This window comes from Hydrogenophaga atypica (assembly GCF_042665215.1).
Taxonomy (GTDB): Bacteria; Pseudomonadota; Gammaproteobacteria; order Burkholderiales; family Burkholderiaceae_C; genus Hydrogenophaga; species Hydrogenophaga defluvii_A.
Window position 1 is genome coordinate 269,237 of record NZ_JBHTCA010000002.1, and the last position, 24,539, is coordinate 293,775.

Annotated in this window: 23 protein-coding genes; 15 read left to right on the top strand and 8 right to left on the bottom strand. The window is 66.3% G+C overall.

The features are described 5' to 3' along the window. The first annotated feature begins 23 nt into the window (after window positions 1–23). The 3 genes from ACFQPB_RS03600 to ACFQPB_RS03610 are packed head-to-tail and all read left to right on the top strand — an operon-like array spanning window position 24 to window position 3,764. Window positions 24–722, top strand: a complete 699-nt coding sequence (locus ACFQPB_RS03600; protein WP_382219829.1) for a response regulator — start codon at window positions 24–26, stop codon at window positions 720–722. After that, entirely contained in the window at window positions 719–2,077 is a 1,359-nt protein-coding gene (locus ACFQPB_RS03605) for a histidine kinase dimerization/phospho-acceptor domain-containing protein (protein WP_382219831.1), read from the top strand. Before ACFQPB_RS03600 ends, ACFQPB_RS03605 begins: the two co-directional genes overlap by 4 nt. A gap of 34 nt (window positions 2,078–2,111) precedes the next feature. Next, window positions 2,112–3,764 (top strand): phosphoethanolamine transferase, encoded by a 1,653-nt coding sequence (locus tag ACFQPB_RS03610; protein WP_382219833.1) that lies wholly within the window; start codon window positions 2,112–2,114, stop codon window positions 3,762–3,764. A gap of 1 nt (window position 3,765) precedes the next feature. Here ACFQPB_RS03610 and ACFQPB_RS03615 read toward each other — a convergent pair whose 3' ends face one another. Continuing rightward, window positions 3,766–5,820 carry an ATP-dependent helicase gene (locus ACFQPB_RS03615; RefSeq protein ID WP_382219834.1) on the bottom strand — a complete coding sequence of 685 codons (2,055 nt, stop codon included), beginning with the start codon at window positions 5,818–5,820 and terminating at the stop codon, window positions 3,766–3,768. Window positions 5,821–5,976: 156 nt separating this feature from the next. Between ACFQPB_RS03615 and ACFQPB_RS03620 the strand changes: the two genes are divergently transcribed. Beyond that, window positions 5,977–6,879 carry an acid phosphatase gene (locus tag ACFQPB_RS03620; RefSeq protein WP_382219836.1) on the top strand — a complete coding sequence of 301 codons (903 nt, stop codon included), beginning with the start codon at window positions 5,977–5,979 and terminating at the stop codon, window positions 6,877–6,879. 5 nt (window positions 6,880–6,884) lie between these two features. Here the strand turns inward: ACFQPB_RS03620 and ACFQPB_RS03625 are convergent, their stop codons facing one another. Then, window positions 6,885–7,289 (bottom strand): type II toxin-antitoxin system PemK/MazF family toxin, encoded by a 405-nt coding sequence (locus ACFQPB_RS03625; RefSeq protein ID WP_382219838.1) that lies wholly within the window; start codon window positions 7,287–7,289, stop codon window positions 6,885–6,887. After that, entirely contained in the window at window positions 7,283–7,534 is a 252-nt protein-coding gene (locus ACFQPB_RS03630; protein ID WP_382219840.1) for an AbrB/MazE/SpoVT family DNA-binding domain-containing protein, read from the bottom strand. The genes ACFQPB_RS03625 and ACFQPB_RS03630 overlap by 7 nt, the downstream gene beginning before the upstream one ends. 80 nt (window positions 7,535–7,614) lie before the next feature. On the opposite strand from ACFQPB_RS03630, the gene ACFQPB_RS03635 reads away from it, so the two are divergent. The 5 genes from ACFQPB_RS03635 (at window position 7,615) to ACFQPB_RS03655 (ending at window position 13,120) form a co-directional block, all read left to right on the top strand. Then, a complete protein-coding gene (locus tag ACFQPB_RS03635) occupies window positions 7,615–8,562 on the top strand; it encodes an AEC family transporter (protein WP_382219842.1) in 948 nt (315 codons plus the stop codon). A 171-nt stretch (window positions 8,563–8,733) separates the two neighbouring features. Continuing rightward, entirely contained in the window at window positions 8,734–9,609 is an 876-nt protein-coding gene (locus tag ACFQPB_RS03640) for a hypothetical protein (RefSeq protein ID WP_382219844.1), read from the top strand. A gap of 296 nt (window positions 9,610–9,905) precedes the next feature. Then, window positions 9,906–12,113 (top strand): catalase/peroxidase HPI, encoded by a 2,208-nt coding sequence (gene katG, locus ACFQPB_RS03645; RefSeq protein ID WP_382219845.1) that lies wholly within the window; start codon window positions 9,906–9,908, stop codon window positions 12,111–12,113. A gap of 262 nt (window positions 12,114–12,375) precedes the next feature. Next, on the top strand, window positions 12,376–12,609 hold the full coding sequence (locus ACFQPB_RS03650; protein WP_382219847.1) for a hypothetical protein: 234 nt from the start codon (window positions 12,376–12,378) through the stop codon (window positions 12,607–12,609). Between the two features lie 4 nt (window positions 12,610–12,613). Then, entirely contained in the window at window positions 12,614–13,120 is a 507-nt protein-coding gene (locus ACFQPB_RS03655; RefSeq protein ID WP_382219849.1) for a TA system VapC family ribonuclease toxin, read from the top strand. Between the two features lie 17 nt (window positions 13,121–13,137). On the opposite strand, the gene priA is transcribed toward ACFQPB_RS03655, so the two are convergent. From priA to ACFQPB_RS03670, 3 genes are all read right to left on the bottom strand, one after another. Beyond that, window positions 13,138–15,225 (bottom strand): replication restart helicase PriA, encoded by a 2,088-nt coding sequence (gene priA, locus ACFQPB_RS03660; RefSeq protein ID WP_382219851.1) that lies wholly within the window; start codon window positions 15,223–15,225, stop codon window positions 13,138–13,140. 319 nt (window positions 15,226–15,544) lie between these two features. Continuing rightward, on the bottom strand, window positions 15,545–16,654 hold the full coding sequence (gene hemE / locus ACFQPB_RS03665) for a uroporphyrinogen decarboxylase (protein WP_382219853.1): 1,110 nt from the start codon (window positions 16,652–16,654) through the stop codon (window positions 15,545–15,547). Between the two features lie 117 nt (window positions 16,655–16,771). Next, window positions 16,772–18,655 carry a sensor domain-containing diguanylate cyclase gene (locus tag ACFQPB_RS03670; RefSeq protein WP_382219855.1) on the bottom strand — a complete coding sequence of 628 codons (1,884 nt, stop codon included), beginning with the start codon at window positions 18,653–18,655 and terminating at the stop codon, window positions 16,772–16,774. A gap of 385 nt (window positions 18,656–19,040) precedes the next feature. Here ACFQPB_RS03670 and ACFQPB_RS03675 point away from each other — a divergent pair, with 385 nt between their 5' ends. From ACFQPB_RS03675 to ACFQPB_RS03690, 4 genes are all read left to right on the top strand, one after another. Beyond that, entirely contained in the window at window positions 19,041–19,433 is a 393-nt protein-coding gene (locus tag ACFQPB_RS03675) for a VOC family protein (RefSeq protein WP_382219857.1), read from the top strand. A 20-nt stretch (window positions 19,434–19,453) separates the two neighbouring features. After that, entirely contained in the window at window positions 19,454–19,654 is a 201-nt protein-coding gene (locus tag ACFQPB_RS03680) for a hypothetical protein (protein WP_382202418.1), read from the top strand. Then, complete coding sequence (locus ACFQPB_RS03685) at window positions 19,638–20,297, top strand: DUF1294 domain-containing protein (RefSeq protein WP_382219859.1); 660 nt, start codon at window positions 19,638–19,640, stop codon at window positions 20,295–20,297. The genes ACFQPB_RS03680 and ACFQPB_RS03685 overlap by 17 nt, the downstream gene beginning before the upstream one ends. An 85-nt stretch (window positions 20,298–20,382) precedes the next feature. Beyond that, the gene (locus ACFQPB_RS03690; protein ID WP_382202422.1) at window positions 20,383–20,682 is read left to right on the top strand and encodes an antibiotic biosynthesis monooxygenase family protein; all 300 of its coding nucleotides are present in this window, start codon (window positions 20,383–20,385) and stop codon (window positions 20,680–20,682) included. Between the two features lie 50 nt (window positions 20,683–20,732). On the opposite strand, the gene ACFQPB_RS03695 is transcribed toward ACFQPB_RS03690, so the two are convergent. Then, window positions 20,733–21,011, bottom strand: a complete 279-nt coding sequence (locus tag ACFQPB_RS03695) for a hypothetical protein (RefSeq protein WP_382219861.1) — start codon at window positions 21,009–21,011, stop codon at window positions 20,733–20,735. A gap of 104 nt (window positions 21,012–21,115) precedes the next feature. Next, on the bottom strand, window positions 21,116–22,999 hold the full coding sequence (gene glmS / locus ACFQPB_RS03700; protein WP_382219863.1) for a glutamine--fructose-6-phosphate transaminase (isomerizing): 1,884 nt from the start codon (window positions 22,997–22,999) through the stop codon (window positions 21,116–21,118). 137 nt (window positions 23,000–23,136) lie between these two features. On the opposite strand from glmS, the gene ACFQPB_RS03705 reads away from it, so the two are divergent. Together ACFQPB_RS03705 and ACFQPB_RS03710 are read left to right on the top strand one after the other, a co-directional pair. Further along, window positions 23,137–23,631, top strand: coding sequence for an Lrp/AsnC family transcriptional regulator (locus tag ACFQPB_RS03705; protein ID WP_382219865.1), 495 nt, complete (start codon window positions 23,137–23,139; stop codon window positions 23,629–23,631). Next, window positions 23,628–24,536 carry an EamA family transporter gene (locus tag ACFQPB_RS03710; RefSeq protein WP_382219867.1) on the top strand — a complete coding sequence of 303 codons (909 nt, stop codon included), beginning with the start codon at window positions 23,628–23,630 and terminating at the stop codon, window positions 24,534–24,536. The genes ACFQPB_RS03705 and ACFQPB_RS03710 overlap by 4 nt, the downstream gene beginning before the upstream one ends. The last annotated feature ends 3 nt before the right edge of the window (window positions 24,537–24,539 follow it).

Genomic DNA, 24,539 nt, shown 5'->3' on the forward strand with positions numbered 1-24,539 from the left:
TACAACGCCTACCCTTTGCCCCTATGCGCGTGCTGATTGTGGAAGACGATGCCGGCATTGCCGGCGGCCTGGTGGCCATGCTCAAGGGCGTGGGCTATGCGGTGGACCACTGCGCCACCGTGGCCCACGCGTGGTCGGCACTGCAGACCGAGGCCTTTGACCTGATGCTGCTCGACCTGGGCCTGCCCGACGGCGACGGCGGCGACCTGCTGCAACGCCTGCGCCGCCAACCGCCGCCCATCCCTGGGCAGGAGCGCCTGCCCCACCCCGACCTGCCGGTGTTGATCATGACCGCCCGCGACGCCGTGCCCGACCGCATTGCCGGCCTTGACCAGGGCGCCGACGACTACCTGGTCAAACCCTTCGACGCCGATGAACTGCTGGCCCGCATGCGCGTGGCCCTGCGGCGCAGCGCCGGCCGCGCCAACCCGCTCATCCACATCGGCGAGGTGGCCATCGACCCCGCCACGCGGCATGTGACGCGCGCCGGCCAGCCGGTGGAACTGCGCACCAAGGAGTGGGCGGTGCTGATGACCCTGTGGCAGGCGCGTGGCCAGGTGCTCAGCCGCGACCGGCTGGAGCAATCGCTCTACGGTTTCGACGAAGGGCTGGAGAGCAACGCGCTGGAGGTCCACATCCACCACCTGCGGCGCAAGCTGGGCGAGGGCATCGTGAAAACCGTGCGCGGCGTCGGCTACTTCATGCCCAAGGACGTGGGATGACGTCGCGCCCCCAGAGCCTGTGGCTTCGCCTGTGGTGGTGGGTGCTGGGCACCACCACCGCCGTGTGGCTCACCCTCGCGGGCGTGGCCTTTTACACCGGCCACCACGAAGCCGAGGAAATCGCAGAGGGTCAGCTGAAATCGGTGGCCAGCCACTGGCTGGCGCTGCCGGCGGCACAGTGGCCCGAAGCCGCGTCTACCAGCCCCCCGCGCGACGCCACCGCACTGACCCGACACAAAGAGGCTTACACCACCGAGTGGGCCGTGCTGCTCTGGAGCGGCCCCAGCCTGCGCCTGGACAGCCACGGCCTGCAGGCCCAACTGCCCACCGACCTGCGCGCCGGCCTGCAACGCCTGCGCCTGCCCGGCCTGCCCGGCGAATGGCGCATGTGGGTGCAGGACGCGACCGACCACGGCACGCCGCGCCGCGCCGTGGTGCTGGTGCCCACACAAGCGCACGCGGCGCTGGGCCGCGACATCGCTGAACACATCGTGCGCCCCGCCCTGGTGTTGCTGCCACTGGTGGCGCTGCTGCTGGCCTGGGCCCTCAAGCGGGGCCTCAGCCCTTTGCGCCGGCTGGCGGGCCAGGTGGCAGCACTCGATCTGCACAGCGGCAAGCACCTGCCCGATGAACGCCGTTTTGTGGAACTCCAGGGCACGGTGCACGCCATCAACACCCTGGTGCAGAACCTGCAAGACCAGGTGCGGCGCGAGCGCGGTTTTGCGGCCGACGTGGCACACGAGCTGCGCACGCCACTGACCGCCCTGGTCTGGCAGGCCCAGCTGGCCCGCAGCAGCGGCGACGCCACCGAACGTGCGCAGGCGCTGGCACAGGTGGAACGCGACGCCCTGCGCGCCGGCCGCATCCTGTCGCAGTTGCTGGAACTGGCGCGTGCCCAGGGCCTCAACCGGCAAGGCATGGTGGCGGTGGGACTGGCCGAACTGGCCTCCGCCGTGATCGCCGACCACGCCCAGGCCGCGTTTGAAGGTGGGCGCGAGCTGGGCCTGCAAGACGACGCACCGGGCCAACAAACCCACGGCCACCCGCTGATGCTGGAACTGGCGCTGCGCAACCTGGTGGACAACGCCCTGCGCCACACACCGCGCGGCACCCAGGTGCTGGTGCGCGTTTGGCGCAGCGCCAACGCCTACGGCATCGATGTGCTTGATGACGGGGGTGGTCCCACAAACGCATCCGCCCCGGCGCAGCCTGGCCAGAACCTCGGCATTGGCCTGACCCTGGTGCGGCGCATCGCCACCGAACACGACGCCGAGTTGCAACCCGCGCCCCCCACCGCCGAATGGTCACACGGCTGGCGCATCACCTGGCCCACCCCGGCGGCGGCAAACGGTTAAGGGAAGGTTAATTTGAGCGCCAGACACTGCGCTCATGACATCCGCATCGCCCACCGCGCACCCGCCCGCCCGCCCGGCACGCCACCCCCTGTGGCTCAGTGGCGCCCTGGCGCTGTGGCTGGCCACCTTGGGCAACCTGCCGCTGTGGCGCGCGCTGTGGGCACTGCCCGATCTGGCCGGCTGGCGGGGTGGGCTGTTCATCGCCGGCACCGCCCTGTTCATCGCCGCCGCCCTGTGGCTGGTGCTGGCCCCGCTGAGCTGGCCGCGCCTGACCAAGCCCCTGGCCCTGTTGTGCCTGGCCACCGCCGCCAGCAGCAGCCACTTCATGCTGGCCTATGGGGTGGTGATCGACCCCGGCATGATGACCAATACCCTGCAGACCGACCTGCGCGAAGTGCGCGACCTGCTCTCGCCCAGCTTGTTGTGGACCTTCACCTGGGGCCTGCTGCTGCCGGGGGTCTGGCTGCTGCGCCAGCCGGTGGCGCGCCTGCCGTGGCCACGCCAGCTCCAACACAACCTGCTGGCCTTGGGGGCCGCGCTGCTGGTGGCCGGCGGCTTGCTGGTGCTGGGGTTTCAAGACCTGGCGCCCTTGATGCGCAACCACAAGTCGCTGCGCTACATGGTCAACCCCTTCAACGCCGCCTGGTCCACCAGCCGGGCGCTGGCCGGGCCGGCCACGCTGGCGCCCCTGCAGCCCTTGGGCACCGACGCCCACCCGAGCAACCCGCGTGCACCCGCCCCGCTGCTGGTGCTGGTGCTGGGCGAAACCGCGCGCGCGGCCAACTTCGCGCTCGGTGGCTACCCACGCGACACCAACCCCGAGCTGTCGCGCCTGGCACAAGAAGGCGACCTGACCTACTTCAGCCAGGTCACATCGTGTGGCACCAGCACCCAGGCGTCGGTGCCGTGCATGTTTTCGCACCTGGGACGCGAGGCCTTTGTGGGCAGCCAGGACCGCTTTGAGAACCTGCTGGATGTGCTGCAACACGCCGGGCTGGCCGTGTTGTGGGTGGACAACCAGTCCGGATGCAAAGGTGTGTGTGATCGCGTGCCCAGCGTGGACACCCGCGCACTGAACCTGCCCGGCCTGTGCCCGGATGGCGCGTGTTTTGACGAGGTCATGCTGCACGGCCTCGACGAACGCATCGCCGCGCTGGACCCGGTCAAACGCGCGCGCGGCGTGGTGGTGGTGTTGCACCAGATGGGCAGCCACGGGCCGGCCTACTTCAAACGCACGCCGGCCGCGCTCAAACACTTCACGCCCGAGTGCGACACCAATGCCCTGCAGAAGTGCGAGCGGCAAGCGGTGGTCAACGCCTACGACAACAGCATCCGCTACACCGACCACGTGCTGGCCCAAACCGTGACCTGGCTCAAGCAGCACGCACAACCGAGCGCCATGGTCTACGTGTCCGACCACGGCGAGTCGCTGGGCGAAAACAACCTCTACCTGCACGGCCTGCCTTACGCGATGGCACCCGAAACGCAAAAACACGTGCCCATGGTCACGTGGGTGTCGCCGGCGTTGCGCCAGACGCGCGGTTGGGTCCACGATTGCCTGGCCAGCCAAGCCAAGCAGCCGCTCTCACACGACCACCTGTTCCACAGCCTGCTGGGCCTGGCCGATGTGGAGACACAGGTGCGCAGCGACGCGCGCAACCTGTTTGCCCACTGCGGGGCGCACTGAATCAGGGCTTGTCAGCTGCCGCTGCGGCCTGCGCGCGTTGCGCGAACTCGGCGCGCAAGGCCTTGAGTTTTTCGCGCGGGTCTTCCTTGATGGTTGTCTGGTCCAGCGCCATCTCCTTGATGAAGCGGCTGGGTGTGCCGGGCACCGTCTCGCGGCCCTTTTTGCGGCGCTTGAGCCAGCTCACCGCCAGTGTGCGCTGGGCCCGGGTGATGCCCACGTACATCAGGCGGCGCTCTTCCTGCAGGCGCTGGGCCAAGGCCTCGGCGCTCAGGTCGTTGTCGGCATCGTCCAGCTTGAAAGGCAACAAACCCTCGTTCACGCCCACCAGGGTCACATGTGGCCACTCCAGGCCCTTGGAGGCGTGCAGGGTGGACAACGTGACCACGTTCTGGTCCTGCTCGCGTTCGCTCAGCGTGGAGATGAGTGCGATGGTCTGCACCACCTCCAGCATGCTCTTGCGCTCGTCGGCGATGCCTGTGCTCTCGTCCACCTCGCCACCACAACGGCCGGCCATCCAGTCGCAAAACTCCAGCACGTTGTTCCAGCGGGCGGCGGCCAGCTTTTCGCTGTCCTCGGCGTCGTACAGGTGTTTTTCGTAGCCGATGTCCTTGAGCCAATCGTTCAGGAAGGTGCGTGCCGCCTCGGTGCCCAGGGTGTGGCGGGCGCGGTGCTCCAGCTCGTTGAGGTAACGGCCGAACTCGTGCAGCCCACCCACGGCGCGCGCCGACACCGCGCTGGGCAGCGAATGTGAGAACAGCGACTCGAACAGGCTGAGCTTGTACTGCGACGCGAAGTTGCCCAGCGCCTGCAGCGTGGTGTGGCCGATGCCGCGTTTGGGCGTGGTGACCGCGCGCATGAAAGCCGGGTCGTCGTCGTTGTTGGTGATCAGGCGCAGCCAGGCGCACAGGTCCTTGATCTCGGCGCGGTCAAAAAAGCTCTGCCCGCCTGAGACTTTGTACGGAATCTGCGCGCGCCGCAGCGCGGTCTCGAAGGGCCGCGCCTGGTGGTTGGCGCGGTAGAGGATGGCGAAGTCCTTGAACTCCTTGTGGCTGGAATTGGCGCGCAGGCTTTGGATGCGCGCCACCGCGCGCTCGGCCTCGTGGTCCTCGTGATCGGCGTCCACCACACGCACCGGTTCGCCCTCGCCCAGGTCGCTCCACAGCGTCTTGGGAAAGAGCTTGGGGTTGGGGCCGATGACGTTGTTGGCCGCGCGCAGGATGGCGCTGGTGGAGCGGTAGTTCTGCTCCAGCTTGATGACGCGCAGCTCGGGGAAGTCCTGCGGCAGCCGCTTGAGGTTGTCCAGCGTGGCGCCGCGCCAGCCGTAAATGCTCTGGTCGTCGTCGCCCACGGCCGTGAAACGCGCACGTTCGCCCACCAGCAGCTTGAGCAGCTCGTACTGGGTGGCGTTGGTGTCCTGGTACTCGTCCACCAGCACGTGGCCCATCTGCTTCTGCCACTTCTCACGCACCTCGGCGTGATCGCGCAGCAGCTTGAGTGGCAGCGAGATCAGGTCGTCAAAGTCCACGCTCTGGTAGGCGCTCAGGCGTTCCTCATAGCGGCCCATCAGCACCGCGATGTGGCGCTCGTTGTCGTTGGTGGCTTGCGCCAGCGCCTCGGCCGCGTTCAGGCCCGCGCTTTTCCAGGCGCTGATGGCCCACTGCCACTGGCGCGCCGTGGCCGTGTCGCTGGTGGCGCCGCAGTCCTTGAGGATGCTGGTGATGTCGTCGGTGTCGAGGATACTGAACTGCTGTTTGAGCCCCAGCACCGCGCCGTCCTGGCGCAACAGGCGCACACCCAGCGCGTGGAAGGTGCAGATCAGCACGTCCTTGGCCGGCTTGCCAATCAAGGCCTTGGCGCGCTCGCGCATCTCGGCCGCCGCCTTGTTGGTGAAGGTGATGGCCGCGATGCGCTTGGCCTCCAGCCCGGCCTGCACCAGCTTGCCGATCTTGTGGGTGATGACCCGCGTCTTGCCCGAACCGGCACCGGCCAGCACCAGGCAGGGGCCGCCCAGGTGGTTGACGGCGTCTTGTTGGGCGATGTTCAGGCCGGCGGACATGGGGGCTTTGGGCAAAGCGCCCGATCATACCGATGGGCGTGGGGCCGTCGTCCCATAAGCGACACGCCACATCCCCTGCACGCTTGGCAAACGCGCCGCAACCGTTTGAGAATTCACGCGGACTTGTCCGAAACACAACACACAGGGAGACATCACATGGCACAACAGCCGCACACCTGCGCCCGCAGCGCGCCAGCCCATCCAACAGCGGTCGACCACGGTCCTGCCCGGCGGCTGACACAGGCCCTCACCGCGGTGCTGTTGGGCCTGACCGCCATGGCCTGCGCCACACCCACACCGCCACCCAGCACGGTCGATGCCGAAATCGGCGAGGTCCGGGCGGGCAGCCGTGTGCTCAAAGGCTACCTCCCGCGCGAGTCGCTGCCCAACAGCCTGAGCCTGTTGCCCCCGGCACCGGCGGCCGGCTCCGCGCAGGCCGCAGCCGATGAAGCGCACCACCGCCGCACACGCCGCCTCAAGGATTCCCCACGCGGCGCGCTGGCGCGCGAGGACGCCAACTACATCTACCCCGAAGCGGGGCAGGTTTTCGCCTGCGCACTCGGCGTGGACATCGATGCCAAACGCGCGCCCCACCTGGCCACGCTGATGCGCCGCAGCATGACCGATGCCGGCTTGGCCACCTACAAAGCCAAAGACCACTACCAGCGGGTTCGGCCCTTTGTGCAACACAAGGAGGCCACCTGCGACCCTGCTGGCGAAGCCCGTCTGCTCAAGGACGGCGCCTACCCGTCGGGGCACGCGGCCTTGGGCTGGGTGTGGGGGCTGGTGCTGGCCAGCTTGGCGCCAGACCGTGCCGACGCGGTGCTGACCCGTGCCTATGCCTACGGCGACAGCCGCCTGGTCTGCGGCGTGCATTGGGCCAGCGACGTGGAAGCGGGCCGCACCATGGGTGCGGCCACTTACGCCATGTTGCAAGGCGACCCCATCTTCCAGGCGCAGCAACAACTGGCCAGAGCAGAGCTCCAAGCACTGCGCAAAAACGGCCCCACCACGACCAAGGACTGCGCGGCCGAGGCCGCCGCTCTGTCGTTGAAGTGACGGGGTCAGGCCAGCGCGATGATCTGGTTGAGCACGCCGCAGACCTCGGCAAAGGCTGCGTCGTGCAGGCGTTTCATCGGGTGTGGCGCCGCTTGCCGCACCCGCCAGTCAAACGACTTGGGCTGGTGGCACAAAACATAGCTGGTCAGCCCCGCCTTGGCCCCACCCGCCTGACCGGCTACCACGGCAAACGGGTTGTCGGCGTTGTAGGCCGCCGTGGTCATGGGCAGACCGATCACCAGTGAGGTGCGCTCGTTGAAGGCGGCGGGCGACAAGACCAGGAAGGGGTGGACGTCGCGCATTTCCCGCCCTGCCTGGGGGTTGCAGTCGATCCAGATGATGTCCTGTCGCTGCGGTACCCAGCCAGCAGACCGAGAAGCCGGTTGCGATGTGGGCCGGCGCGTCACCACCGCTCGGCACCCATCGGCTGGATGGGCATGGCCTCGCCGCCATGGCGCTGCGGATCGAAGCGTTTGAGGCGCTCGGCCAGACTCAGGGGGGTCGTCGGCAAGGGTTCTATCACCACGCGGCCCGCCTCTACAGTGACACGTACCTGCTGATCGGCGTGCAGTTGCGCCGCGCGCGCCACGCTCTGCGGCAAACGCACCCCGAGGTTGTTGCCCCAGTGTTTGATGGACAGCACGGCTTCGGGCATGGCTAACTCCTGATGTTTAAACTGAGTATAAACATTTCGACGGAGAAAGTCAGCTTCGCGCAACTGCGACAATCCCCCGCGTGCTGCAAGTCCTCCTCGTCACCTTCCCCTTCTTCGCCCTCGTGCTGGCCGGTTACATCGCGGCTCGCCGTCGCATGTTGCCGCTGGAGGCCATCCCGGGCCTGAACGGTTTTGTGCTGTTCTTCGCCCTGCCCTGCATGTTGTTCCGCTTCGGCTCCACCACGCCGATTGCCACGCTGCTTGATGGCTCGGTGGCCGGCATCTACCTGGTGTGCGCGCTGGTCATGGTGGGTTTTGCCGTTGCCATGAGCCTGAACCGGCGCATCCGCTGGAACGACGCCTCGCTGGGCGCCTTGGTGGCGGCCTTCCCCAACACGGGCTTCATGGGCGTGCCGCTGATTGCCGCGCTGCTGGGATCGCAGGCGGTGGGCACGGTCATCGTCACCATCGTGGTGGACATGATCATCACCAGCTCGTTGTGTGTGGCGCTCTCGCGGCTGGACAGCCCGGGTGGCGCGGCACAAGCGGGCAAAAACGCGCTCAAGGGCGTGGTGGCCAACCCCATGCCCTGGGCCATCATCCTGGGCGCGGTGGCCTCGGCCGTGGAATTCACACTGCCCGGCCCGGTGGAAAAAACCGTGTGGCTGCTGGCGGATGCGGCTTCGCCCGTGGCGCTGTTCACCATCGGCGCGGTGCTGGCGCGCTCACAGATGACGTCCAACCACCCCATGCCCCTGAGCGACTACCTGCCGGTGGCGCTGATGAAGCTGCTGCTGCACCCGCTGCTGGTGCTGCTGGCGGGCCTGAGCGCCATCCAGCTGGGCGTGCCGCTGGACCCGTTCGCGCTCAAGGTGATGGTGCTGGTGGCGGCCTTGCCGAGCGCCAGCAACGTGTCGCTGCTGGCCGAACGCCTGGGCGCCGACAACGGGCGCATCGCCCGCATCATCCTGGTGTCCACGGCGGCGGCCTTTCTTACGTTCTCGGGCGCGGTGTCGCTGCTCACCTGAAGCGTCGGGCGGATCGTCCCGGGCGGGTGCAGGCCGCAGCGGCTTGCGGCAGCTTCACATTTTTATTACATTTTGTTTCGGCAACCCGTCGGGTTGCCGTTTGCAGCCGCAAACCCCCATCGATCCGCCGACCCACCGCCGCTGGGTCGCCTGCACCGCAAGGAACCCCAGATGACGAACCCCCGCCTCCCGCTCCTGAGCGCCCTGTTTGCCGCCGTTGCCTTGAGCGCGTGTGGTGGTGGCAGCGACACCACTGCCACCCCATCGCCCAGCCCGGCTCCTTCGCCAGCGCCGGCACCCTCGCCCTCGCCCTCGCCCTCGCCCTCGCCGGCCCCAGCACCGACGCCTGCGCCCGCGCCCAGCGCGGGTTCGGCCAGCGAATGCGTCAACCTGGTGTACGCCACGGAGGGCACCAGCTGGAAGCTGGATTACCAGATCAGCGGAGCAGCCACTGGCAGCTCCAGCAGCGAGAGCGTGGTGAAACCCCGCACCAGCTTTGCCGGCACAAACAACCTCATTGAAATCGCCCAGACCATCACCACCAACTACAGCGCACCACCCACGCTGGCGGCCGCTGGCACCGTGACCGCCACCAACAGCATCTTTGAGGATGTGGACGGCACCGATTTCATCTTCTACGGTTCGCGCCAGACCGCCACCGCCGGTGGCGCCACCGTCACCACCACCAATGTCATCAGCCCGCCGGTGCGCGACCGCCAGTACAGCCTGGGGCTGGACGAGTCCTTCACCGTCACACAAAACACCACCACCTCCATCAGTGGGTTGGGCGTGCCCGTGCCCGACCAGAACACCGCCATCACCTACACCATCACCTACCGGGGTCAGGAATCGATCACCGTGCCGGCGGGCACCTTCAACGCCTGCAAGTTCGAGCGCTCCGATGCCAACGGCACCAGCACCAACTGGATCGCCAAAACCTCCGGCACACCTGTGCGCTCGCTGACTGCCGATGGCAACGGGGTGCAGACGGTGCTGGAACTGCTGGCCAGCAGCCGGGTGAACGGCGCCCCCGTGCCCACCAACTGAGCCTCACGCCACCCAACCACCCCGGCCCAGCCGACCCCACACCGGGGCCGGCTGGGCCGTGTCGCTTGAGTCGTCAATGCCCCATCGAATAGCCAATTGCTATTGCAAAGATACCGACAATTGGTTTGCGCAATTCTTTGCACCAACCTAAAGTGAGGACTCCACCACCCACCGGAGCCCGACATGACAGCGTCAAACACCTTCTCCACGCTGTGTCTGCCGGCCGAGTGGCTGGAGCGCCTCGCCGCGCTGGCGTCTGCCAGCTGAGCCGTTTTGTCACCCACAGGAGACCCGCGATGACACAAGCATCCTCTGAAGCCAAGTGCCCCTTCCACGCCGCAGGCGGCGCCCGTGCCACCCATGGCGCCCAGTCCAACGCCGACTGGTGGCCCAACCAGCTCAACCTGTCCATCCTGCACCAGCACCAGGCCGTGTCCAACCCCATGGACCCGGACTTTGACTACGCCGAGGCCTTCAAGAAGCTGGACTACGCGGCGCTCAAAAAAGACTTGGCTGATCTGATGACGCAGAGCCAGGACTGGTGGCCGGCCGACTACGGCCACTACGGCGGCCTGTTCATCCGCCTGGCCTGGCACGCGGCCGGTACCTACCGCACGGCAGATGGCCGGGGCGGCGCCAACACCGGCAACCAGCGTTTTGCGCCGCTCAACAGCTGGCCCGACAACGGCAACCTCGACAAAGGCCGCCGCCTGCTGTGGCCCATCAAGCAGAAATACGGCAACGCCATCTCGTGGGCCGACCTGTTCATCCTCTGCGGCAACGTGGCCATGGAGACCATGGGCTTCAAGACCTTCGGGTTTGCTGGCGGCCGTCCCGACATCTGGGCACCCGAGGAAGACATTTACTGGGGCGCCGAAATGGAATGGCTCGCCACCAGCGACAAACCCAACAGCCGCTACAGCGGCGAGCGCGAGCTGGAAAACCCGCTGGCCGCCGTGCAGATGGGCCTGATCTACGTGAACCCGCAGGGCCCGGACGGCAACCCCGACCCCGTGCTCTCGGGCAAGGACGTGCGCGAAACCTTCGCCCGCATGGCCATGAACGATTACGAGACCGTGGCCCTGGTGGCAGGTGGCCACACCTTCGGCAAAATGCACGGCGCCGGTGACGCCGCCTTGGTGGGCCCCGAACCCGAAGGCGCGCCCATGGAAGAAATGGGCCTGGGCTGGATCAATCAACACGGCACGGGCAAGGGCGGCGACACCACCACCAGCGGTTTTGAAGGCGCCTGGAAACCCAACCCCACGCAGTGGGACATGGGCTACTTCAAGGTGCTGTTCAAGTACGAGTGGGAGCAGATGACCACCGCCGCCGGCGCCATTCAGTGGCGCGCCAAAAACGTGGCGCCCGAAGACATGGTGGTGGACGCCCACGACCCCAGCAAGAAACACCCGCCCGTGATGACCACGGCCGACCTCTCGCTGCGCTTCGACCCGTCCTACGAAAAAATCTCGCGCCACTTCCTGGCCAACCCCGACGAGTTTGCCGACGCCTACGCCCGCGCCTGGTTCAAGCTGACCCACCGCGACATGGGCCCCAAGGCCCGCTACCTGGGCCCCGAGGTGCCGGCCGAAGACCTGATCTGGCAAGACCCGGTGCCTGCGCCCGAGCACCCGCTGATCGACGCCCGCGACATCGCCGAGCTGAAAGACCGCATCACTGCGTCCCGCCTCAGCGTGGCCGAACTGGTGTCCACCGCCTGGGCGTCCGCGTCCACCTTCCGGGGTTCGGACATGCGGGGCGGCGCCAACGGTGCCCGCATCCAATTGGCCCCTCAAAAAGACTGGGAGGCCAACCAGCCGGCCCAGCTGGCCAAAGTGCTGGCGGTGCTGGAAGAGGTACAGCGCGGCTTCAACGCCGCTGGTGGCAAAAAAGTGTCGCTGGCCGACCTGATCGTGTTGGCCGGCAACGTGGGTGTGGAACAAGCCGCCCTGGCCGCCGGCCACAAGGTGGACGTGCCCTTCGCCCCCGGCCGCACCGACGCCACCCAGGCGCAGACCGACGCCGACTCCTTTGCCGTGCTGGAACCCGTGGCCGACGGCTTCCGCAACTACCGCAAAAAGGCGTTCAGCGTCTCGCCCGAAGAGATGCTGCTCGACAAGGCGCAACTGCTGACCCTGAGCGCGCCCGAGATGACGGTGCTGGTGGGTGGGCTGCGTGTGCTGGGCGCCAACCATGGCGGCTCGCAACACGGTGTGTTCACCCAACGCCCCGGCCAGTTGACGACCGACTTCTTCGTCAACCTGGTGGACATGTCCACCGCCTGGAAGCCCACAGGCGACAACAGCTACGAAGGCCGCGACCGCCAAACCGGCGCCGTGAAGTGGACCGCCACCCGCGTGGACCTGGCCTTTGGCTCGAACTCGCAGTTGCGCGCCATTGCCGAGGTGTACGCGCAGAGCGACAACGGCCAGAAGTTCGTGCGCGACTTCGTGAAAGCCTGGACCAAGGTGATGAACCTGGACCGCTTCGACCTGGCCTGAAGTGAAACAGACCACCCCGTCGCTTGCCCGCTTCGCGTGGCCGCATCCCCCTCAAGGGGCGACACCAGCCGTCCGGCAAAGCCGGCCCGGCGGTGTCTCCCGGTTCGACCGTTTCATGCGTCGCGGGTGCCGCGTTCGCGGTATGGATAGCTGACATCCGGCCTGACTGCGGCCGCAACCACCGCCCACCGGCACCTGCCGCTGGGCGGTTTTTTGTGTCAGCGGCATTGACAGACTGGCACATCTGCACAAATATGCTTTCATGCGAACCACCTTGGACCTGCCCGACGAGCTGATGCGCCACCTCAAAGCCCGTGCGGCGCTGGAGGGGCGCAGCCTGCGCGACCTGGTGCTGGAACTGGTCACCCGGGGTTTACAGGCACCTGCCGCCCAACCCACCCCCGCGCCGTTGCCCGTGGTCAGGCTGGGCCGCCCCCTCGCGCTGGCGCCCGCGCAGCTCAACCACGCCGACCTCAGCGCCTTGGCCGAGGAGTGACGTGGTGGCCAAACCGCTGCGAGTGGCCGAACCGCCCGCCACCTGGCTGACAGACACCCACCCGCCCCTGCAAGGCGACTTGCCTGACCTCAACGTCTGGCTGGCGCTGGTCATCCCGGAACACCCGCACCACGCGGCCGCCCGCCGATACTGGGACGGCATGGCAGACGCCATGAACCAAGGCCAGCGCCTGTGTTTTTGCCGCCCCACCATGCTGGGCCTGGTGCGCCTGCTGAGCCAGCCCAAGCTGATGGGCGATGCGGCGTTGAGCCTGGTGCAAGCCCATCAGGTGTACCGCGACCTGCGCGCCCAGCCGGGCGTGGCCTTTGTGTCGGATACCGAAGCCGTCGACGCCGCTCTGCCCCAGCTGTTGGCAGCGAACTTGCCTCCGCGCCTGTGGACAGACGCCTGGCTGGCCGCCACTGCGCAAACGGCGGGGTTGCGACTGGTCACGTTCGACGCCGATTTCGCCCGGTTTCAGCTGCCCCGCTGGACACAGCTTCAACCCTGAAGCCGGCCAGAGAAGGGTCAGAGGTTCAGCGGGTCCACGTCAATCGCCCAGCGGATCAAGCCTTTGCCAGCCGGCCCCTGGCGGGTGTCGAGCAACACCGGCTGCCACGCGGCCAGAAAACGCTGCAGGGCCACGCGGGTGGGGCTTTCCAACAGCATCTGGGCGCGCTCCACATTGGCCACGCGCTGGATGGTCATGGGCACGGCGGGGAACACCGTCACCTGATCGGCGCCGGGCAACTCGGTGGCCAGTGCGGCCGCTTCATTCAGAAAGCCCTGCGCGGTTTCCTGGCTGCGCGCCTCCGCCCGCACCAGGGCCTGGAAGGCGAAGGGCGGCATGGCGGCGGCCTCGCGGTCCTTCAGCTCTTGCGCGGCAAAGGCGGGGTAGTCGTGCTGGCGCAGGGCAGCAAACAGGGGGTGCTGCGGGTAGCCGGTCTGCACCCACATTTCGCTGCCGGTGCCCAGACTGGCGTCGCGCCCGGCGCGGCCAGCGGCTTGCATCAGCAGGGCAAACAGGCGTTCGGGCGCGCGGCAGTCGCTGGCAAACAAGGCGGCGTCGGCGTTGACGCTGGCCACCAGGGTGATGCGGCGGAAATCGTGCCCCTTGGCCACCATTTGGGTGCCCACCAACACGTCCACCTCGCCGCTGTGCATGCGGGCCAGGTGCTGCTCCAGGCTGCCTTTGAGGCGGGTGCTGTCGGCGTCCATGCGGGCCACTTGGGCGGGCTGACCGTCGGGGCGCAACACGCCGGCCAGGCGTTCGATGATGTGCTCCTCGATCTGCTCGGTGCCCCGCCCCAGCGGGGCGATGTCGAGGTTGCCGCAGGCCGGGCAGGCGCGCGGAACGCGCTCGGTGAAGCCGCAGTGGTGGCAGCGCAGGGTGCGGTCGATCTTGTGGAACACGCGGTGGGCGCTGCAGTGCGCGCATTCGCTTTTCCAGCCGCAGTCGTGGCAGGCCAGCACGGGCGCGTAGCCTCGGCGGTTGAGCAGCAGCAGGCTTTGTTCGCCCCGGCCAATGCGCTCGGTGATGGCGTCCAGCAGGGGCTGGGCCAGCAGCGTTTTGCGCGGCTGGTGGTTCATGTCCACCAGGCGCAGGCGCGGCAGGCTGCCGCCGCCGATGCGGCTGGGCATGGCCAGGCGCAGATAACGGCCGGTTTCGGACGCGTGCCAGCTTTCCAGCGACGGTGTGGCCGAGCCCAGCAGCACGCGGCAGTGGCTGGCTTCACCGTCAGGGGTGGGGTGGCTGTCGTTGACCTGCTTGGCCAGGTACACGGCCAAATCGCGCGCCGAGTAGCGCGCGCCTTCCTGGCTTTTGTAGCTGGGGTCGTGTTCTTCGTCCACCACGATGAGGCGCAGGTGCGGCAGGCTGGCCAGCACCGCCATGCGCGTGCCCAGCACAATGCGCGCCGCGCCGCTGTGCGCGGCCAGCCAACTGGCCAGGCGCTGCGGCGGCGTCATGCCGCTGTGCATGGCCACCACACCGTCGGCGCCAAAACGCTCGCCAAAGCGCTCTTCCAGCTGCGGCGTGAGGTTGATCTCGGGCACCATGATGAGCGCCTGGGCCTGCGGGTCGGCATCGAGCAACCGCTGCACGCTGCGCAAATACACCTCGGTTTTGCCGCTGCCCGTGCTGCCAAACAACAGCACCGGCTGGCGGGCGGTGTGCAGGCGGACCATCACCTCGGTCTGCTCGGGGCTCAGCTCGGGCACGGGCGGCGGCGTGTGCGCGGTGGCCGGCCCCGGCTGGCGCTTGAGGCGGCGGGCCAGTTGCACGCCGTTGAGTTCGCGCAACTGCGGCGGCAGGGCGGCCAGGGCCACCTCGCCCAGGCTGCGCTGGTAATAGCGCCCGGCAAAACCCACCAACTGCCGCCAACTGGCCGGCAGCGGCGCCAGGGGGGTGAACACCTCGGTGATGGGGCGGGTGGCCAGGTCGGCGCCGGTGTCCAGGGGGGCGCCGTCCCACACCACACCCAGCACCTCGCGTTTGCCCAGCGGCACCCGCACCAGGGTGCCCGGCGCCAGCACCTCGGGGTGCTCGTAGGTCAGGGCGGCACCCAGCCCGGCGTAGGCCGGGGTGGCCACCACCACGGGGAGCAGGTGGCTCATGTTGGCTGGGTTTTTTGCTGTCGCACTTGCGGTTTGTGGCTTAAGTGGTTGATTTGACAGCGTTTTGGACGATGTCCCAATTTTCTGTGGATAACTTTGTTGATAGTTGCCTTTTCTGGCCCGCAAGCCCTTTTAAATCAAGGACTTTGTTAGATTGCCCGCAAAAAAAGCAACATTCAAACCCTATACAAATCAACCACTTAGCCGCTTTGCACGGGATGAAACGTGAGCAACTTACAAATGGATACTGTGACGCGCCGCAGCATCAAAAGTGTGCATAAGTCGCGTTGTCAAGTCTCCAAAACGGCCCATTTTTGTGCTATGCGCCCGCCCGCATCTGCTTGGAGACGCGGTGAACGGCCTCCACCAGGGCCGCCACGCTCTCGGGCGGCGTGTACTGGCTGATGCCGTGGCCCAAGTTGAAGATGTGGGTGGGGCCGGTGGTCGTTTTGTCGGTGTGCGGGGCGCCAAAGCTGCGCAGCACACGCTCGGCCTCGGCGGCAATTTGCGCCGGTTCGGCAAACAGCACGTTGGGGTCGATGTTGCCTTGCAGGGCCTTGGCGTGTTCGCCGCTGCCCACCAGCGCGCGCGCGGCGCCCAGGTTCACCGTCCAGTCCAGGCCCAGCACCTCGCAGTCCAACGGCTTCATGTCTTGCAGCCACAGGCCGCCGCCCTTGGTGAACACGATGCGCGGCACCACCTGGCCGTCCACCCCCGTGCGCTTGAGCTGCGCCAGCACGCGGCGCGTGTAGGCCAGGCTGAAGTCCTGGAAGTTGCCATCGGCCAGCACACCACCCCAACTGTCGAACACCATCACCGCCTGCGCGCCGGCGTCAATCTGCGTGTTGAGGTACAGCGCCACCGCGTCGGCGTTGATGGCCAGCATGCGGTGCATCAGGTCGGGGCGGCGGTACATCAGCGTCTTGACGGCGCGGTAGTCGTCCGAGCCACCGCCCTCGACCATGTAGCAGGCCAGCGTCCACGGGCTGCCCGAAAAACCGATCAGCGGCACGCGGCCATTGAGCGCCTTGCGGATGCTGGTGACCGCGTCGAACACGTAGCGCAGCTTGTCCATGTCGGGCACGGCCAACTCGGCCACGGCGGCTTCGTCGCGCACGTTCTTGGCAAACTTCGGCCCCTCGCCCTGCGCAAACGACAGGCCCAGGCCCATGGCGTCTGGAATGGTGAGGATGTCGCTGAACAGAATCGCCGCGTCCAGCGGGTAACGCTCCAGCGGCTGCAGCGTGACCTCGGTGGCGTAGTCCACGTTGGTGGCCAGCCCCATGAACGACCCCGCCTTGGCCCGCGTGGCGCAGTACTCCGGCAAATACCGCCCGGCCTGGCGCATCAGCCACAAGGGCGTGTGATCGGTGGCCTGGCGCATGCAGGCGCGCAGGAAGGTGTCGTTCTGCAGAGGGGCGAAAGTCATCGGGCGGGTCCGCTTGGGGGGAAGTCTGGGGGAAGGGGGGATTATCCCGGCTGTCGGCCCAGCCAATGAATTCGAAGCGCCTTGCCGCCGAGCAACCACCTCAGCCGGCACATTCAATCAAATGCCAGGTTTGACTGCGTCGTCACCGAACGTGACGACTGCGAGATGCCCCTTGGCGCTTCGTTTGACTTCGTACATGGCCTCGTCGGCTGCGACCAACAGTTCGTGAGGGTCGGCTTGTCCGTCATGGCTGATGGCGATACCCGCGCTGCTGCCGACTGTCACAGTGACGCCGCTCGCCAGCTCGATGGGACGCGATATGGCATCCAAACAGCGCTGAACGGTCGATTTGACCTCCTCGGCATCACTCACGCCCGTCAGCAACAGGGCAAATTCGTCGCCTCCCATGCGGGCGGCAAAGTCACTGGTTCGGGTGACTGATCGCAGCCGGTCTGCCACCGTTTTGAGGACTTCGTCGCCGGCCTCGTGTCCGAAGGTGTCGTTCACCGGCTTGAAGCCATCGAGGTCCAGAAAACACAGGGCCCAGCCAGCACGGCTGCGCTCGCTTTGCGCCCGAACCAGTTTCATCTGCTCGCTGAACAAGCGGCGGTTCGCCAGACCCGTGAGCGAATCGTGCATGGCCTGGTGTTGGGCTTGTGACTCCCGATGTTTGAGGTTGGTGATGTCCACCAGCACCCAAGCGGATTCACCATTGGACAACGCAACCCCGGTCATATCCACCCAGAGGATGCCGCCATCCCCTGCCTTCAATTGAACTTGGGCATGGTAGGAGCCTGCGTCAGCAAGTTGCCCGTAGCCTTCCTGCCCCACTTTGGCGTAACCGTCGGCATCGCCATAGAAGACACGACTCTCCCTGCCCACCATCTCCGAGGCAGGAACGCCCAACATGTTGCCTATGGCGGCGTTTGCCCATGTGATCTTCCGATCTTTCAAGCGAGCGACACCGATCCACTTGTTGTCAATCACCATCGATTGCTCTTTGGCAAGCTCCGTCGCAACCGCACTGAGCCGTCGCTCTCGCCCATGCTGCACAAAAGCGTAAATTGAGCCCCCCATCAACATGAGCTGGATCAGCGCGGCGATGCCCCAGACGCGCGTGGCGTCGCGACTCCAATTGCTGACGAAGTGCTCGGTGCTCAAGCCCGCCAGCAATACCAGGGGCATCTCTGGGATACGACGGTAGGCGTTCACACGCTCGATGCCATCCAGAGCCGTGCGAGTGGTCAATAGCCCCTTCGCTGGGTTGTTCGCCAAGGCCTGATGCAAAGCCGGGGAAACGCGCTGCGTCCCGAGCTCTGCATCTGAGGCGGGCTCTCCCGAAGCAAAGCGCGCAACCAGGGTGAGCTGATCCGTTCGCAGGGCCACCGCACCGCCCAAACCCAAAGCAAAACGGGAAAACAGCGTGTTGAAGTGTTTGGAGAGCACCGCGGCATACACCACACCCAAAGGCTTGCCATCTGCGCCCTTGACTTGGCGTGCCAGGATGATCACCCATTCACCGGACACCCGGCTCACCATGGGCTCAGACACCACCACGCCGTTTGACGTCAATGCCTGTTGAAAATACGCGCGATCCGCCACGTTGATGTCCACTTGCCCACGCCCGTCGTTAACCTGCCCGCGCAAATCGGCGAACCGGATGGCGTAAACAAACGGAAGCAACAAGGATTGGTCGCGTAAGGCCAGTCCGAGCCGGGTCCTGAACTCGGCGTCACCAACGTCCAACACCGCGGGCAGCCGCTGCTGGATGCTTTGCAGGGCGTTGTCGATCAATCGAAGCTCGGCCGCCACCTCGGCGCTCACACTCACGGCGAGGTTGTCTGCGATCTGCTCCGCCAGGTGCCTTTCTGCTTGACGGGTGTCCGACAAGTAGTGCCACGTCGCCCACACCAACACCACGGCCACGGCCACGTTGCCAGCCATCAACCATGCGGCAAACCGGCCAGATTTCGTGTGCGGCAATTTTGACAAACGGTCCATGCAGCGAAATAACCCTATCAGTCGTCAAGATTTTTAGAGACGAACTATCGAGCCCTATCAATACCCATACGAAACAAGGGACTACCCAGAAGGGAGCAGCACTTCATCAAAGTGAAAAACAACACGTCGAATTTAACAAATTTCGATATTTTTCACCTTGATTCATATCAATCACGCCATAAATGATAAAAAACACGTTATTGGACTGATGCAGTAACCAAGCTGGGTTCTCGGCAGGAAGCCAACAAACAGCAATACAGCCGCCTTATGGACTACTCCCAAGCGCTTGCTCGTGAAAACCATTGCCGTGGCACCGCGCGAACAACACAGGCCAAACCCACAGCTAATATCGCTGTACCACCCCGCGCAGAGAAAGAAACAGACGGTGTTCTCACACATCATGGTCGGCGTCAGCGATTTCGAGCGCGCGCTGGCGTTTTACAAGCCCGTGCTTGGTGCGCTGGGCGTCCAGTTCCGGTTTCAAGACGACACCCGCCCCTGGGCGGGCTGGCAGTCGGCGCCCGATCCCCGGCCGCTGTTTCTCATTGGCCGCCCACACAACCAACAAGCCCACCAGCCGGGCAATGGCCAAATGGTGGCTTTTCTGGCGGCGTCGCGCCGGCAGGTGGACGCCGTTCACGCCCTGGCCTTGGCCAACGGTGGCACCTGCGAAGGGCCGTCGGGCCTGCGCCCGCAGTACCACGCCCACTACTACGGCGCGTACTTTCGCGACCCGGACGGCAACAAGCTGTGTGTGGCCTGCCATCAACCCGAATAACCCAACCAACCACCACACCCATGCGCACCACGCTCACACTCGTCCTCGGCACGCTGCTGCTTGTCGCCTGCTCCACCGAACAGTTCTACGCAGCCGGCCGCAGCAACCAGCGTTCTGAGTGCCTGAAGCAGGCCGACGCCGCCGCGCGCGACCGCTGCCTGAAAGACGCGAACACGTCTTACGACACGTACAAAAAGGAAGCGGATGCGGCACGCAAGTGACGGCGTGCGCGCATCGCACGCCACCGCGCACATCGCCGGCACGCTGAGCACCTGGCACGACGACCGGGGGTTTGGCTTCATCACGCCGGCGCAAGGTGGGCAAGAGATTTTTGTGCACATCAAGGCCTTTCCGCCCGGCACGGGCCGGCCGCAAGTGGGCCAGGCGCTCAACTTTCGCGTGGAAATGGGGCCCAACGGCAAGAAGCGGGCGGCGGGGGTACAGTTTGCCGCCCGGCCGCGCCCGGCGCCCAGGGCGCGCGCCCGTGCGGAAGCGCCGGCTCGTTGGACCTGGCCGCGCCTGCTGGCCATCCCGGCGTTTGGGCTGCTGGCGGCCTATGTGTTCTGGCGCTGGGGGTTGCAGCCGCGCGTGCTGCTGGTGTATGGGGGGCTCAGCGTGCTCTCGTTTTTTGCCTATGTGCTCGACAAGACCGCCGCCGAGCGCGGGCGCTGGCGCACGGCCGAAAAAACGCTGCATCTGCTGGACGTGGCAGGCGGCTGGCCGGGCGGGCTGGTGGCGCAGCAGTTGATGCGGCACAAAACGGCCAAGCCGGCGTTTGTGGCCCTGTTCTGGGCCACGGTGTTGCTCAACATGGCGGGGTTTGTGGTGTGGCATGCGGGTGGGCTCGACGGCCTGCTCGGCTAGCCAGCCGCGCCACCCGCCCGTTGGGCGTAGACGCCCGCCCCAAACAGCGCCACACTCACAGCCCCCTTTTTTGCAGGAGGCGACCATGACCGCATTCAACGTTGTGCGTTTTCGCGTCAAGCCAGGCCAAGAGACCGCGTTTGTCGACACCCACCGGGCCATGGACGGCAATTTGCCCGGCCTGCGGCAGTTCTCCCTCCTGCAAACCGGCGAGCGCAGCTTTTGTGTGATTGGTGAGTGGGACGACCTGTCGGCCCTGGTGAATGCCCGCGCGGCCATGATCGGCAACCTCGACCGCCTGCGCCCCTTGCTGGAAGACCTGGGCAACGGCCTGGGCGTGACCGACCCGGTGTCGGGCGAGGCGATGCTGCAGTTGCGGCCTTGAGCGGTGGGTGCCTGCCGCTGCTGCCGCTGCTGGCGGCAGGGCGGGCGCCATCACACCATCATCAAACCGCCCGTGGGCGCGTGTTGTGGTTTGGGCAAAACGCGGAACCACCCGTGTTGCAACACCAGGGCCTGCAAATGCCCGCTCTCGGACTCGGCGCCGCTGATCCAGATGCGATAGCGCCCATCAAAGTCGTTGCCGCTCAAGTTGACCTGCTTGTGCGCAGCGGCCAGCCAAACTTGGCGATTCAAGGCATCGGCATTTTTGGCGACCGAGCACACCCAGGACCAAATGGCCTGCTCACCGGCAGGCGTCAATTTCAGAATCATCGAAAGCGCAATAGGGTGGTGGTGGGCGCACGCAGCGCACCGCCCAACCAGTGGAACAACAAGGCAAATAAAGGAAATCATGTGACCGGCGGCCACCGGCCTCACTACTCCACCGTGACCGACTTCGCCAGGTTGCGTGGCTTGTCCACATCGGTGCCGCGCGCCAGCGCGGTGTGGTACGCCAGCAGTTGCAGCGGCACCACGTGCAGCAAGGGGCTGAGTTGGCCGTAGTGCCCAGGCATGCGGATGACGTGCAGGCCTTCGCTGCTCTGTATCTGCGTGTCGGCGTCGGCCAGCACGTACAACACGCCGCCGCGCGCGCGCACTTCCTGCATGTTGCTTTTGAGTTTTTCCAGCAGGGTGTCGTTGGGCGCGACGGTGACCACGGGCATGTCGGCGGTCACCAGGGCCAGCGGGCCGTGTTTGAGTTCGCCGGCAGGGTAGGCCTCGGCGTGGATGTAGCTGATTTCTTTGAGCTTCAAGGCACCTTCCAGCGCGATGGGGTAGTGCAGCCCACGGCCTAGGAAAAGCGCGTTTTCCTTGCGGGCAAACTGTTCGGCCCAGTCCACCAGTTGGGGCTCCAGCGCCAGCACGGCTTGCAGGGCCACGGGCAGGTGGCGCATGGCGCGCAGGTGTTCGGCTTCTTGCGCCTCGGTGAGCCGGCCTTTGGCTTGCGCCAGCGCCAGCGTGAGCAAAAACAGGCCGGCCAGTTGGGTGGTGAAGGCTTTGGTGCTGGCCACGCCAATTTCCACCCCGGCGCGGGTGATGTAGGCGAGCTTACATTCGCGCACCATGGTGCTGGTGGCCACGTTGCAGATGGTCAGCGTTTGTGTGAGGCCGAGGCTTTGGGCGTGGCGCAGCGCGGCCAGGGTGTCGGCGGTTTCGCCGCTTTGGCTGATGGTGACGACCAGGGTGCGCGGCTCGGGCACGCTGTGGCGGTAGCGGTATTCGCTGGCCACCTCCACCTGGGTGGGAATGCGGGCAATGTCTTCGAGCCAGTATTTGGCCGTACAGCCGCTGTAGTAGCTGGTGCCGCAGGCCAGTATCAGCACGCGGTCGATGTCTTTGAACACGCGCCAGGCGGCTTCGCCCGGCTCGCCGTCGGGGCCCACGCCGTCGAACAGCTCGGGCGCGATGCCTTGCACGCCTTCGAGCGTGTCGGCAATGGCGCGCGGCTGCTCGAAGATTTCTTTTTGCATGTAGTGGCGGTACGGCCCCAGCTCGGCCGCGCCGCTGTGGGCTCGCACGGTTTTCACGGGGCGTTGCTCGGCGGTGTAGGGACGGCCCGCCGTGTTGGTGATCCAGAAGCGGCCCAGTTGCAGGTCGGCCACGTCGCCTTCCTCCAGGTAGACGATCTGGTCGGTCACGCCCACCAGGGCCATGGCGTCGCTGGCCAGGTAATGCGCCCCTTCGGCCCCCACGCCCAGCACCAGCGGTGAGCCGGCGCGCGCACCCAACACACGCTGCGGCTCGTCTTTGTGGAACACGGCGATGGCGTAGGCGCCGTGCAGGCGCGCCACGGCGGCCTGCACCGCGTGGGCCAGGTCGCCGTCGTACAGGGCATCCACCAGATGGGCAATCACCTCGGTGTCGGTCTGGCTGGCAAACACATAGCCTTTGGCTTGCAGTTCGGCGCGCAAGGCCTCGTGGTTTTCAATGATGCCGTTGTGCACCAGGGCCACGCGGGCAGGCCGTTGGTCGGCATCGCCGGGGCCATGGCTGAAGTGGGGGTGGGCGTTGTGCACCACCGGCGCGCCGTGGGTGGCCCAGCGGGTGTGGGCAATGCCGGTGCCGGCGCTCAGGCCCTCCTGCGTCACCTGCGTCTGCAGCTCAGCCACACGCGCCGTGCTGCGCGCGCGCAGCAAACCCGTGCCGGTGTGCACCGCCACGCCACAGGAGTCGTACCCCCGGTATTCGAGCCGCTGCAAGCCCTGCACCAGAACCGGAACGCTGTTGTGCGCGGAAACCGCGCCGACGATGCCACACATGAGCAGGCCCTTTCGTGTCTTGAGGTGGCGGATGGTAGACAGGGTTTGTTGAAATTAATCATCTCGTTTTTTACTTTCATGAATGATTATTTCAGTATGATGCTGTGATGAATTTTTATTCCATTGTTTGACAATTTATGGAACATTTGGAACTTGACGACATCGACATGCGCTTGCTGGACTTGTTGCAACGCGACGCCTCGCGCTGCAACAACGCCCTGGCCGAGATGGCCAACGTTTCGCCGCCCACCAGCCTGCGGCGCATCAAGCGCCTGCGCGAGCTGGGGGTGATCGAGCGCGACATCGCCCTGCTCAACCCCGACCGCCTGGCCCCGGTGCTGGGCCACGGCCTGACCGCGCTGGCGGAAATCAGCCTGGACCAACAAAGTGCCGAAGCGCTGGACCGCTTCGAAACCCGCGTGGTGGCCGACGACGCCGTGCAGCAGTGCTACCGCGTGAGCCCCGGCCCCGACTTCATGCTGGTGCTGCACTGCGCTGACATGCCGGCCTACCTGGCGCTCACGCAGCGCCTGTTCACGGCCGATGCGAATGTGCGCAACGTCAAGGCCTTTTTCAGCGTCAAGCGCGCCAAGTTCGCCCCCAGCCTGCCCCTGCACCGCCCACCCCAATGAACGCCACCCCCGCTTTGTTTCCGCGCCACATCGCCATCTTCGTGATCATGGGCGTGGCCTGCGCGTTTGCCGCCAACCACGTGGCGGCCCGTTTTGCCTTCGACCACGGGGCCGGTTTGTTGCTCGCCATCCTGTGCCGCTCGGGCGCCACACTGCTGGTGCTGGCCGGCCTGGTGTGGTGGCAACGCGAAACCCTGCGCCTGCCCCCCGGCACGGCCGGCTGGCAGCTGCTGCTGGGGCTGCTGATCGCGGTGCAAAGCCTGTGCCTGTACTCGGCGGTGGCGCGCATCCCGGTGGCGCTGGCGCTGCTGATTTCCAACACCTTCCCCATCCTGCTGGCCCTCATCACGTGGGTGCTGGGCGGGCAACCGCCCAGCAAACGCACCGCCGCCATCATGGCCGTGTGCCTGGTGGGCCTGGTGCTGGTGCTCGACCTGCCCACCCGCCTGGCCGGTGTGGACGGCAGCGACCCGCGCTGGTGGGCGGGTGTGGCCTTTGCCATGGTGGCGGCCACGGTGTTTGCGTTGGGCCTGTGGATCACCGACCACAAGCTCAAAAGCCTGCGTGGCCCGGTGCGCAGCTTCATGACCATGGCCATTGTGGTCAGCAGCATGGGCCTGGCGGGTGCCGCCGGCCTGGTGCCTGGTGGCATGAGCTGGCCAGAAGGCACCCCGGGCTGGGTGGGCCTGGCCAGCCTGATGCTGCTCTATGGGGTGGCGTTCAGCGTGTTGTTTGTGACGCTGCCGCGCCTGAACATGGCGGAGAACGCGCCGGTGATGAACATCGAACCTGTGGCGTCCTTGCTGCTGGGCTGGGGGCTGCTGGGGCAGACGCTGGCGCCCATCCAGTTGGTGGGGGGTGCGGTGGTGCTGTCGGCCATCGTGTGGCTAGCGAAAGGAAAATAAGCC